Here is a 12612-nt window from a genome sequence, read left to right as displayed (position 1 = left end):
GCAGCAATCACGGTATCCGTTTTCGCCAGGATAGGCAGTAGCCTTTGTTGAGTACCGGGATCTGCTTCTTTTAAAGCCCTGCTGGCAAGATGATACCGGAGAATCAACTCCTGCAGATGTTCCGGCAGGTCAGTAGTGGGTATGTCAGCGCGGGCCAGCTCCTCGTGGTGCCCTATATAAAAAGGTACTATTGACCATCGTTTAGTTTTTCTGCCAGTGACTGTATCGTGTTCTCTATATCCCGGATGGCTTCGGCTTCTGAAAATATACGGCCCATGTATATCCGGTTAGGGGCAAGTTTGGCTGTATTAGTATAGGTGGACTGCTCTATGGTGCTGATAAGGTTTTTCCTTTCATTAAAACCTATACCTATATCAAGTGGTGCCTGTTTCTTAAAATGCTCATAACCCAAGTTGCTAGTTATTTGTAGCATGGCGTTCCAGCGAAGCGACCCAAAAAGAGGAATTGCAAAAACTGATCTTTCCGGAGGGAATTGTATATGATCGGGAAAAACGGGCATTTCGAACCCCTAAGATGAATTTGATTTTTCAGCTAATTGCCCACCAGCTGGGCAATTTCGCTTATAAAGAAAAAGGGACTTACCATTACTTTTATGATAAGTCCCTCTTAGCGGAGAGAGAGGGATTCGAACCCCCGGACCTGTAACAGTCAACGGTTTTCAAGACCGCCGCATTCGACCGCTCTGCCATCTCTCCGGGTGCAAAATAACAGTGCTGTATCTGATCTTCCAAAAAAAAATGATCATAATAGCATAATTTTTTGGTGCAGCGTATTTGTATGATTGCTGAAACCATTGACAGTAAAGGGTTTTAGCGTGTTGATTTTTTTGTAAAAAAGTTAAAAAAAGTTCGCTGCACATCTGTTTCACTGTGAAAAAATAGTGCAGCAAGTTGTTTTAATACGTTGTTTATCAATTTATGCCGCTTGCAGTTTGCGTGGGAAATGCGTACTTTTTAGATAGCAAAACCTGCCGGGTGTTTTATTTACTAAACAGCCTTTTTATGAAACAGCGCTATGTACCTTTTATTTTCTTATGTATATTTTTTGCCTGCAACAATGGTAAAACAAAAGAAAAACAACCTGGTACTACAGCACAGGCTATCGGGTGTTATAGCCCGCCGGTAACGGATAAGGCATGGTATACTGCCGGCAAAAAAGCGCCCCTGTTTGCAGGATTAAAAGGTATTGACTTTACCATTACCACTAACAGCCAGGAAGCGCAAACCTATTTTAACCAGGGCATGATGCTGGCCTATGGTTTTAACCATGCAGAAGCTGCCAGATCGTTTTACGAAATTACCCGGCTGGATAGTACCTGCGCAATGGGGTATTGGGGTTTTGCCTATGTGCTGGGGCCTAACTACAATGCAGGCATGGAGAAAGATAATTTTGAACGTGCTTATGCAGCTGTTGTTAAAGCGCAGGCACTCGCTGCAACATGCACTGCCAAAGAAAAGGCGTTGATTGCTGCGCTGGCTGCCCGGTATGCAGCAAACCCCACTGCAGACAGAAGCGCCCTGGATATAGCTTATGCAGCAGCCATGAAGCAGGTATATATTGCCTACCCTGATGACCCTGATGTTGGTGCGCTGTATGCTGAAGCATTGATGGATTTACACCCCTGGGATTTGTATGATAAACAAACCAAACAACCCAGACCGTGGACGCCGGAGTTGCTGGCAACCCTAACGCACCTGATGACTGTTAACCCGCAACACCCGGGCGCGCATCATTTTTATATACATGCACTGGAAGCTTCGGCCACACCTGAAAAGGCTTTGGCGAGCGCGCGGTTACTGGATACACTGGTGACCGGGGCAGGACATTTGCTGCACATGCCCTCGCATATTTATATTAACACCGGCGACTACCATGCAGGTTCTGTTGCCAATATACGGGCGTTGGCGGCAGACAGCACTTATACCACGGCCTGCCATGCACAAGGGGCGTACCCGCTTGCCTATTATCCACACAACTATCATTTTTTGGCGGCCACTGCTACACTGGAAGGTAACTGGCAGCTGGCATGGCATGCGGCTAAACAACTGCAGCAACAAACGCCGGTAACCGTTATGCATATGCCGGGATGGGGCACTCTGCAGCATTATTATACCATACCTTATTATATTTCCGCCAGGTTCGGGATGTGGGATACGGTGCTTGCCGTGCCTGCACCACCCCAAGACCTGGTGTATGTACAGGCGATGTGGCACTATGCAAGAGGTATGGCGTTTTTTGGAAAGAATGACGCGACCCGTGCGCAAAAGGAGCTGGGCAGTTTGGAAACCCTGGCTGCAGACACCAGCCTGCAACACCTGACGGTTTGGAATATTAATACTACAGCAGATCTTGTACAGATTGCAGTAAAAGTATTGCGTGCCGAAGCTGCAGCCAGGCAAAAGCAATTGCCTGCAGCCATTGCTTTGCTGAAAGAAGCAGTTGCACTTGAAGATAAGCTGAACTACAATGAGCCGCCTGACTGGTTTTTCTCTGTACGGCATTATTTAGGTGCGGTGCTGGTAAAGGCCGGTAAATATGCCGAAGCGGCAACAGTTTACCGGCAGGATTTGCAGGTATGGCGAAAAAACGGCTGGGCGCTGATAGGTTTATACCATGCGTTAACAGGCCAGGGAAAACACCAGGAAGCACAACAGGTGAAACTGGCTTTTGACCAGGCATGGCAATATGCCGATGTGCACATTACTTCCTCTGCCGGTATTATTGATTAGGACTGGGCGGTTACTTAAATATCAATGGTAACCCCTTCGCCCCGTTTAAGACGCACCAGCTTTTCTTTGATATCTGAACCGTTGATTAAGCTGTACGTAGTTTCGGGTGTTTCTAAAAAATGCTCCCAGCCTTCCATGTGTGTAGGCACCAGTTTGCGGGCTTTTAAAATATGCGCCGCCTCGATGGCTTCGGCGCCGGTGAACGTGAAATTCATATCGCCGGTCAGCTCGGGAAAACCTGCATGGCCAATGTGCAGTATGGCTGTATCAATGGTAAAACGGTTGGCAATTTCCTGAATGCCTTCGAACAAAACCGTATCGCCTGATATATATAACGCACCATTTTGCTGTCCCAGCCAGGTAACGATAAAACCAATAACATGACCAGAACCTTTGTCAAGCTCTTTGTTGGGTGCGTGCTGACAAGGTGTTGCCGTAATGGTTAAGCCAGGCACTTTATTGTTGGGTATGGCAACGCTTTCCCATTCATCGAGGCCATGCACGTGTGTATCTTCAAGCCGCTGCTGCGCCTCTTTGGTAGAAATAACGAGCGGAACGGTTTTGATAAATTCGCGACCGGCATTATCAAGATTATCTTTATGCTGATCGTGACTGATTAAAACAAGATCTACCGCGCCCAGTTGTGCAGGCAATAAAGCAGGGCTACCTGTTTTTACCAGCATGCCTGCGCGGCCACCCGGGTAATGGCTGCCGGCTGCATCGAAAGCAGGATCGGTCACTATGTGAAAGCCGTTGACGGAGATGAGCATGCAGGCAGTATCGATTTGCGTGATGGTAACTTGCATAAGCGGTTTGATTTTTATAACGGTTACCCTAAATTTAACTGAAAAAATGGCGGCAGCTTTTTTTAGCCTGAAAGTATACAACCATTACACTATAATATACCGTAATTGGCCGATTTAGCTTTTGCTAAAACGATATTTAATTAATTTATCTGTTATTTTACAACCTGACCGATTGATTCACTTTAAACTTTACCAGGTGAAAAAACTTGCCTTACTGGCCGCCCTGTTTTGCGGCGCTGCCACTGCACATGCCCAGCAATTGTTACACGTAGCTGTGGCGGGTTTAACACACGACCATGCGCACAATATTATGCACCAGTACAAACGTGGTGAAGTAATTATTGCCGGTATTGCGGAGGCTGACCCGCAGCTGGTGGCGCGCTATAAAAAAACGTACAATCTCCCCGATTCATTGTTTTACCCAACGCTGGATGCACTGGTGCAGCATGTGCACCCGGATGCGGTGCTTGCCTACAATGCCATTGCCCTGCATTTGAGCGTGGTGGAGTTTTGTGCGCCGCGGCATATACCCGTAATGGTAGAAAAACCTTTGGCTACTACCGTGAAAGATGCACAGCGTATTGCCGCGCTGGCCGCACAATACCATATACCGGTGCTAACCAATTACGAAACCACCTGGTACAATACCAACCAGCAGATTAATGATATGGTAAGCAGCAATGCCATTGGCCCCGTGCGCAAAATGATTGTGCATGACGGGCATAAAGGCCCCAAGGAAATTGGCTGCAGTAAAGATTTTTTAAACTGGCTTACCGACCCCATACAAAACGGCGGCGGTGCTATACGTGATTTTGGTTGCTACGGCGCCGACCTGATGACCTGGCTGATGAAGAACGAAACGCCGGTTGCCGTTACTGCCGTTACCCGGCACATTAAACCGGATGTATACCCGAAGGTAGATGATGATGCCACCATACTGGTTGAATATGCTGATGCCACCGGTATTATAGAAGCCTCGTGGAACTGGCCTTTTAATATTAAAGATTTTGAAGTGTTTGGCAAAGATGGCTACCTGCATGCCCTTAATGCCAACAAACTGCAGCAACGCATTAACGACAGCACTGCTATGCTGGAAGTGCACGGCGCACAATACCAGGATAATATACCTTACCTGGCAGCCGTATTGAGCGGTAAGGTGAACCCCGGCAACGACCTGTCATCCCTGCCCAACAACTTAATTGTGGTGCAGATACTGGAAGCCGCCAGCCAATCTGCCAAAGAGGGGAGGAGGATTGTGTTGAAAAAATAGAGTGCAATGTTATAAACAGGAAGATGGGGCTGTGCAAGAAATGCCAGCCCTGTTTTTTATTACGCCGGCCGATGAAAATAAGTCTACCTTTCCCCAATTTTCCATTTACTTCCATCTTCGTAAATAATTTCGGTAGGCCATGCTAATACTACCTTTTTACCGTTCCTGCTTAATATGTCCCATTTACCTGAATCTGATTCACCGGGATTGAGCGGTTCATCTGTAAATCCTCCGCCAAAGCCTTCAGCAAGCGTGCTTGAGCCCATATCTGCCGGATCGCCAAATACAGTTTCACCAAACCATCTAAACTTTATTCCTGCAATTTTTTTTGAAGAAACATTTTTATAGATGAGATAAATGTCTTTATAAGTGCTGTATTCCCTCTCAGTTAATTTTGCTGAAAGTACCTTTACTGGTGCCTGGGATAGTCCGGATGTATCAAACATTGTTTGTTTTTCCATCGCTTTAACTGTAGAATCAACTTCAGAACGAACTTTAATTGAATCAGCATGCGATAATCTGGATTGGGTAGTATATGTGGTATGACCTTTTTCTACACATGCTGCAAAAAGAATGATACCAAACAGGGTTAAAAATTTCATAAGTGTGTTTTTTAATAAAGTTTTGTTGATGATAAAGAGGGTTAAGTAGGGGCGCTTTGTTTTATACAATATCATTCAATGCAATAAAGAGTTCACTATCGGTAACGCCCATTTTTTTAGCCATGAGTGTGAGCAGTTGTGTTTGTGTGCGCTGATGCAGCAGTTGCTCTTTGGCATTTACTGCATGCCTGATAATACGTATTTGCAACAGGATGGCTATGGCAAGGCCTGCGAGATAAACAATGCAAAAAATGAATAATTCCATATATATTTTTTAACGGGATGGTTTGATAACTTATTTGTTGCTGCAAGTAACCATTACTGCCTCATTTTATTTTACGGGTAACCGTAAAACGCATGCGTTAAATGTTAACGCCGGCGATTGCTTTGTAGAAGCAGGGTAGTGGTAAGTTATTGTCTGGCAGAATTTTTAGTAGTTTAGATCTGTGACAACTGGCTATTTGGATTAAGTCCAGCCATGCTTGTTGTGATTTGCTTTCAAATCATTCTGTAGCTTAGATCTGTGACAACTCATGGCTCAGTGGTTCCTTTTCCTTTTTGGTTGTGATTTGCTTTCAAATTATTCTGTAGCTTAGATCTATGACAACGTCACTGATGTGGCCAGCGATATTGAATAGTTGTGATTTGCTTTCAAATTATTCTGTAGCTTAGATCTGTGACAACTTACCGGTTAGTATCCAGTTTGGCTCCACGGTTGTGATTTGCTTTCAAATTATTCTGTAGCTTAGATCTGTGACAACGCGCCGTGCTATGGCCACTTTCAAGCTCAAGTTGTGATTTGCTTTCAAATTATTCTGTAGCTTAGATCTGTGACAACGGGCTCAAACTGGACCAAATACGGCTTTATGTTGTGATTTGCTTTCAAATTATTCTGTAGCTTAGATCTGTGACAACGACAGGCCGTTCGTGCAGAGCTACACACCGGTTGTGATTTGCTTTCAAATTATTCTGTAGCTTAGATCTGTGACAACAAAATAGTAGCTGGCCGATAAATCGAACCGTTGTGATTTGCTTTCAAATTATTCTGTAGCTTAGATCTGTGACAACTGTATAAGCACACCAACAATCCCAGCGATAGTTGTGATTTGCTTTCAAATTATTCTGTAGCTTAGATCTGTGACAACTGTATAAGCACACCAACAATCCCAGCGATAGTTGTGATTTGCTTTCAAATTATTCTGTAGCTTAGATCTGTGACAACAAGCATTTTGGCAGCATGGCAGCTGGAGTAGTTGTGATTTGCTTTCAAATTATTCTGTAGCTTAGATCTGTGACAACAAGCATGCTTAATTCGTTGTTATTGCTTGGGTTGTGATTTGCTTTCAAATTATTCTGTAGCTTAGATCTGTGACAACACTTTGAAAAGCGAAACCCATATACCTATGTTGTGATTTGCTTTCAAATTATTCTGTAGCTTAGATCTGTGACAACACGTACCGCCGCCGCCATCTTGCGGTGTACGTTGTGATTTGCTTTCAAATTATTCTGTAGCTTAGATCTGTGACAACAAATTGCTGAACTTAAATCAAAGCTGAATGGTTGTGATTTGCTTTCAAATTATTCTGTAGCTTAGATCTGTGACAACTTCTACGATCAGGATCAGGACAACGCTACAGTTGTGATTTGCTTTCAAATTATTCTGTAGCTTAGATCTGTGACAACTAAAGATATGCGACCATGTTACTATACATGTTGTGATTTGCTTTCAAATTATTCTGTAGCTTAGATCTGTGACAACAAGATAGTTGTTTTTTGCTGTTGTCCGCTAGTTGTGATTTGCTTTCAAATTATTCTGTAGCTTAGATCTGTGACAACCCAGCGCATCAAGTAAATGGCTTGTTTGTGTTGTGATTTGCTTTCAAATTATTCTGTAGCTTAGATCTGTGACAACTCACAGCTCATATACGGTTAACGACGTCGCGTTGTGATTTGCTTTCAAATTATTCTGTAGCTTAGATCTGTGACAACCGTCCAAAATCTGCAAATCACGGTCGATCTGTTGTGATTTGCTTTCAAATTATTCTGTAGCTTAGATCTGTGACAACCAGCTCGCCTTTCAACACTCGCAATTACCAGTTGTGATTTGCTTTCAAATTATTCTGTAGCTTAGATCTGTGACAACAATACGTTTTAACCAAAACTCACAATTATGGTTGTGATTTGCTTTCAAATTATTCTGTAGCTTAGATCTGTGACAACATGATCCTGAAGGACCCCGCCATACTCCCCGTTGTGATTTGCTTTCAAATTATTCTGTAGCTTAGATCTGTGACAACCATTAACGATTGACAGAGTGGATAATGATAGTTGTGATTTGCTTTCAAATTATTCTGTAGCTTAGATCTGTGACAACACAGCCCTGTTTTAACCGGCGCCGAAATGTGTTGTGATTTGCTTTCAAATTATTCTGTAGCTTAGATCTGTGACAACACTGTTCGTACCTGCTGCTATCGAGGCGTGGTTGTGATTTGCTTTCAAATTATTCTGTAGCTTAGATCTGTGACAACTTGTTTATTAAAGGTAAATATGCCACCAACGTTGTGATTTGCTTTCAAATTATTCTGTAGCTTAGATCTGTGACAACGATGAGCTTATCATGGAAAATGTGGATGCAGTTGTGATTTGCTTTCAAATTATTCTGTAGCTTAGATCTGTGACAACACAGCCCTGTTTTAACCGGCGCCGAAATGTGTTGTGATTTGCTTTCAAATTATTCTGTAGCTTAGATCTGTGACAACACTGTTCGTACCTGCTGCTATCGAGGCGTGGTTGTGATTTGCTTTCAAATTATTCTGTAGCTTAGATCTGTGACAACTGTATCATTCAGCTGCGTAATCACGGCGCTGTTGTGATTTGCTTTCAAATTATTCTGTAGCTTAGATCTGTGACAACTATGCGCTATGTACTACAACGGACTTCTTTGTTGTGATTTGCTTTCAAATTATTCTGTAGCTTAGATCTGTGACAACTACAGCAGGTCTATACCAGGGTATGCGATAGTTGTGATTTGCTTTCAAATTATTCTGTAGCTTAGATCTGTGACAACACGAATAGAATTGCTTGGATTTACTGTTATGTTGTGATTTGCTTTCAAATTATTCTGTAGCTTAGATCTGTGACAACCAGCATGACTATTATTATTGACAAAGATGAGTTGTGATTTGCTTTCAAATTATTCTGTAGCTTAGATCTGTGACAACGGTAGGTCTGGTGGGCACAACTCGTGACCCGTTGTGATTTGCTTTCAAATTATTCTGTAGCTTAGATCTGTGACAACATGCAGGCTATAGATGCTAAAATGCGAGGGGTTGTGATTTGCTTTCAAATTATTCTGTAGCTTAGATCTGTGACAACGCCAAAGATTGGGTAAGTCTATGGAATCGTGTTGTGATTTGCTTTCAAATTATTCTGTAGCTTAGATCTGTGACAACCGAGCAGATCAACACGGAATATATCTCTCTGTTGTGATTTGCTTTCAAATTATTCTGTAGCTTAGATCTGTGACAACAATCTGCTTTCTGCATCTTCGTTTATGTATGTTGTGATTTGCTTTCAAATTATTCTGTAGCTTAGATCTGTGACAACTTTAATGGCCAGTACAATTACTGGCAGTTTGTTGTGATTTGCTTTCAAATTATTCTGTAGCTTAGATCTGTGACAACTTGCTTATATATGGATAGTAGTTGAATGTGGTTGTGATTTGCTTTCAAATTATTCTGTAGCTTAGATCTGTGACAACACTTACCTGAAAGACGCAGGCGCCAGTCCAGTTGTGATTTGCTTTCAAATTATTCTGTAGCTTAGATCTGTGACAACTGCCATCTAACATACATCTAAACGGCATGAGTTGTGATTTGCTTTCAAATTATTCTGTAGCTTAGATCTGTGACAACGTGCTGCTCGGATTGAAGTTCGACGCGGACGTTGTGATTTGCTTTCAAATTATTCTGTAGCTTAGATCTGTGACAACTTAACCTTTCAACAGGTATATGAGTGGGTTGTTGTGATTTGCTTTCAAATTATTCTGTAGCTTAGATCTGTGACAACTTGGTACTAGAGGGCACAATTCTAGGGCTGTTGTGATTTGCTTTCAAATTATTCTGTAGCTTAGATCTGTGACAACAAGCCTGTTATAGTGCACCACCTTATTATGTTGTGATTTGCTTTCAAATTATTCTGTAGCTTAGATCTGTGACAACTTAACCTTTCAACAGGTATATGAGTGGGTTGTTGTGATTTGCTTTCAAATTATTCTGTAGCTTAGATCTGTGACAACTTGGTACTAGAGGGCACAATTCTAGGGCTGTTGTGATTTGCTTTCAAATTATTCTGTAGCTTAGATCTGTGACAACAAGCCTGTTATAGTGCACCACCTTATTATGTTGTGATTTGCTTTCAAATTATTCTGTAGCTTAGATCTGTGACAACATAGAATATATGCTCAATCATGGCGTCCCTGTTGTGATTTGCTTTCAAATTATTCTGTAGCTTAGATCTGTGACAACAAACGCTGAAAATGTGGCAAGCGTTTTACCGTTGTGATTTGCTTTCAAATTATTCTGTAGCTTAGATCTGTGACAACATACCCGTCATTGGGCCGTCAACGCCAACAGTTGTGATTTGCTTTCAAATTATTCTGTAGCTTAGATCTGTGACAACCATGAAAATAAAAAGAGAAGATATTAAAGAGTTGTGATTTGCTTTCAAATTATTCTGTAGCTTAGATCTGTGACAACACTTACCTGAAAGATGCAGGCGCCAGTCCGGTTGTGATTTGCTTTCAAATTATTCTGTAGCTTAGATCTGTGACAACTTATAGCGCCTTTGATCAGTGACAAGTCTTGTTGTGATTTGCTTTCAAATTATTCTGTAGCTTAGATCTGTGACAACGCTCTGGCCTTGACTGGACGCTGCTGTCCAGTTGTGATTTGCTTTCAAATTATTCTGTAGCTTAGATCTGTGACAACTTTGTTAACTTCTGCAATTACATCAGGGCGTTGTGATTTGCTTTCAAATTATTCTGTAGCTTAGATCTGTGACAACTGCTTTAACTACGCGATCTAACGATTGCTCGTTGTGATTTGCTTTCAAATTATTCTGTAGCTTAGATCTGTGACAACACTACATCGCCACCAAGCGAAGAAGACCAGGTTGTGATTTGCTTTCAAATTATTCTGTAGCTTAGATCTGTGACAACACTTATCACAGGTAAAGCGCTGGACGTGGGTTGTGATTTGCTTTCAAATTATTCTGTAGCTTAGATCTGTGACAACACGGCTTATCGCGATTCGCTTACTATTACGGTTGTGATTTGCTTTCAAATTATTCTGTAGCTTAGATCTGTGACAACTGGCGAATTGGGGCGTGTCATTGCTGTAGCGTTGTGATTTGCTTTCAAATTATTCTGTAGCTTAGATCTGTGACAACTGGAAGCCTTATCGCGAGGGGCTTTTAGCAGTTGTGATTTGCTTTCAAATTATTCTGTAGCTTAGATCTGTGACAACGAAGCTAGGTTTTGAAGTGGTTTGCGTGGTGTTGTGATTTGCTTTCAAATTATTCTGTAGCTTAGATCTGTGACAACTAACCGGTTCCTGCCGCAATGCGCTGGCCAGTTGTGATTTGCTTTCAAATTATTCTGTAGCTTAGATCTGTGACAACGCCTCGGCTGAGATATACTGTACGTTTGTTGTTGTGATTTGCTTTCAAATTATTCTGTAGCTTAGATCTGTGACAACAAACAAAAAGACATTGCGATCCAACTCAATGTTGTGATTTGCTTTCAAATTATTCTGTAGCTTAGATCTGTGACAACCGAATTTTATGTAATCCTTTACCTGTATGCATTACAGGCGTTTTTTAGGATGAAAAATCGGGGTCTGAGCTACAGAATTTTTATCCTGTCCGTAATTTTTTAAAATAATTCAAGTTGCTGTACTGTTTCAGGCGTTTCAACCTGCTCTTTGCCCCTGAAAATCTCCATCATGCCAAACTGTTTGTCGGTGACACACATAATTCCCACATGGCCTTTAGATGGCAGGATACTTTTTGCCCGTTTTATGTGAACATCCGCATTTTCACGACTGCTGCAATGACGGATATACATACTAAACTGGAACATCTGGAATCCGTCATTCAGAATTCTTTTGCGAAATTCAGCATAGTTTTTCCTGTCCTTTTTGGTCTCTGTAGGCAAATCGAAAAATACGAGCACCCACATAATTCGGTATGCATTTAATCTGTTAAACATAATAACAGCTTGGCATTTGTTAATTCAGCGTTGGATAGGTGATCTTTCTGACCTTACCTTCAAAGCATTTTGACAAGCTGGCTGTTGTTTTTTGCACTGCATTCATTAACGGGCTTTTCTGTCCTTCTATCAGTACATCTGATGCCGGGATAGCCAGTAGTGCTGTTTTCATGGCTGGCGTCATTTCCAGGAACTTGCCATTGCTACGCACCAGCTGGCACACTACTTTATCTACAAATGGCCTGTAAGGTTCCATAATATCGTCGGCCAGGCAATAAGCATTGTATTGATTGCGATGAAAAATGCCCAGGGTAGGGAGCAAGCCACTTCCTACCAGCGACCTGGCTACAATAGCGCGGATAATCGCGTAACCATAATTTAGCAGGTTGTTTGGCGGCGGACCATATCTTTCCCGCCTGAAAGCCAAAAAATCAGGAAATACTGCTTTCCAATAATAAGCCGCACCCTTTGCTTCACAATTGTCAACATCTCCGCTTTTTACAGTTTTGGCAAGATTGAGTAGATAGTTGTTTTCTGCCTTTTCAATAGCCAGTACGGCAGCCTGGTTTGCTAATTTTGCCTCTACCGTTTGCTGCCACAGCTGTTTTTTTAAGGGTACGGTAGCTTCTATCTGAGCCTGAAATTTCTGGCTTTGCAATGTATGCCCATCCAGGTTTAATAACATGCCCGTAGGATGGTGCGTTCCATCGCAGGTTACCAGGGCTACGTTGTTGGCCAGCAACTTGGTTATTAACGCCTGTGTAAGGGTTATTTGCTGATGGTCTAATATTAATAATCCGATGTCCTCGATAGAGGCTGATTTGGTTTCTCCACTTTCAGGCAGTTCTATTACCATTTGCTCATTACTGGTTTTAAGATAAGCCGGGTTGCCAAAGTAAAGTGTACGCTTTATCAT

The 12612-nt window shown here is 42.3% G+C and carries 7 protein-coding genes, 1 tRNA gene and 1 CRISPR repeat array; of the genes, 2 read left to right on the top strand and 6 right to left on the bottom strand.

What is annotated here, in order from left to right:
* Window positions 1–631: 631 nt before the first annotated feature.
* Window positions 632–716: transfer RNA gene (locus DXN05_RS16865), tRNA-Ser, on the bottom strand.
* A gap of 306 nt (window positions 717–1022) precedes the next feature.
* On the opposite strand from DXN05_RS16865, the gene DXN05_RS16860 reads away from it, so the two are divergent.
* Window positions 1023–2750 carry a tetratricopeptide repeat protein gene (locus DXN05_RS16860; RefSeq protein ID WP_116848525.1) on the top strand — a complete coding sequence of 576 codons (1728 nt, stop codon included), beginning with the start codon at window positions 1023–1025 and terminating at the stop codon, window positions 2748–2750.
* A 14-nt stretch (window positions 2751–2764) separates the two neighbouring features.
* Here DXN05_RS16860 and DXN05_RS16855 read toward each other — a convergent pair whose 3' ends face one another.
* On the bottom strand, window positions 2765–3556 hold the full coding sequence (locus DXN05_RS16855) for an MBL fold metallo-hydrolase (protein ID WP_147313956.1): 792 nt from the start codon (window positions 3554–3556) through the stop codon (window positions 2765–2767).
* Between the two features lie 196 nt (window positions 3557–3752).
* Here DXN05_RS16855 and DXN05_RS16850 point away from each other — a divergent pair, with 196 nt between their 5' ends.
* Window positions 3753–4826, top strand: coding sequence for a Gfo/Idh/MocA family protein (locus DXN05_RS16850; protein ID WP_245975236.1), 1074 nt, complete (start codon window positions 3753–3755; stop codon window positions 4824–4826).
* 83 nt (window positions 4827–4909) lie between these two features.
* On the opposite strand, the gene DXN05_RS16845 is transcribed toward DXN05_RS16850, so the two are convergent.
* The 4 genes from DXN05_RS16845 to cas1 form a co-directional block, all read right to left on the bottom strand.
* Entirely contained in the window at window positions 4910–5428 is a 519-nt protein-coding gene (locus DXN05_RS16845) for a hypothetical protein (RefSeq protein WP_147313955.1), read from the bottom strand.
* A gap of 61 nt (window positions 5429–5489) precedes the next feature.
* Window positions 5490–5693 (bottom strand): hypothetical protein, encoded by a 204-nt coding sequence (locus DXN05_RS16840; RefSeq protein WP_116848436.1) that lies wholly within the window; start codon window positions 5691–5693, stop codon window positions 5490–5492.
* Between the two features lie 219 nt (window positions 5694–5912).
* A CRISPR array of direct repeats spans window positions 5913–11261; the repeat unit is 47 nt; unit sequence GTTGTGATTTGCTTTCAAATTATTCTGTAGCTTAGATCTGTGACAAC.
* A 99-nt stretch (window positions 11262–11360) separates the two neighbouring features.
* Window positions 11361–11696, bottom strand: a complete 336-nt coding sequence (gene cas2, locus DXN05_RS16835) for a CRISPR-associated endonuclease Cas2 (RefSeq protein ID WP_245975235.1) — start codon at window positions 11694–11696, stop codon at window positions 11361–11363.
* A 19-nt stretch (window positions 11697–11715) separates the two neighbouring features.
* Complete coding sequence (gene cas1, locus DXN05_RS16830; protein WP_116848434.1) at window positions 11716–12612, bottom strand: type II CRISPR-associated endonuclease Cas1; 897 nt, start codon at window positions 12610–12612, stop codon at window positions 11716–11718.

This window comes from Deminuibacter soli (assembly GCF_003412455.1).
GTDB classification, from domain to species: Bacteria; Bacteroidota; Bacteroidia; order Chitinophagales; family Chitinophagaceae; genus Deminuibacter; species Deminuibacter soli.
Note: the sequence above shows the minus strand (reverse complement) of the source record. Positions and strands in the feature narration are given on the sequence as shown.

Excerpts from the sequence above, each read along its gene's own strand:
- DXN05_RS16860 (WP_116848525.1), top strand. The coding sequence starts at position 1,023 with ATGAAACAGCGCTATGTACCTTTTATTTTCTTATGTATATTTTTTGCC.
- DXN05_RS16855 (WP_147313956.1), bottom strand. The coding sequence starts at position 3,556 with ATGCAAGTTACCATCACGCAAATCGATACTGCCTGCATGCTCATCTCC.
- DXN05_RS16845 (WP_147313955.1), bottom strand. The coding sequence starts at position 5,428 with ATGAAATTTTTAACCCTGTTTGGTATCATTCTTTTTGCAGCATGTGTA.
- DXN05_RS16840 (WP_116848436.1), bottom strand. The coding sequence starts at position 5,693 with ATGGAATTATTCATTTTTTGCATTGTTTATCTCGCAGGCCTTGCCATA.
- cas2 (WP_245975235.1), bottom strand. The coding sequence starts at position 11,696 with ATGTTTAACAGATTAAATGCATACCGAATTATGTGGGTGCTCGTATTT.
- cas1 (WP_116848434.1), bottom strand. The coding sequence starts at position 12,612 with ATGATAAAGCGTACACTTTACTTTGGCAACCCGGCTTATCTTAAAACC.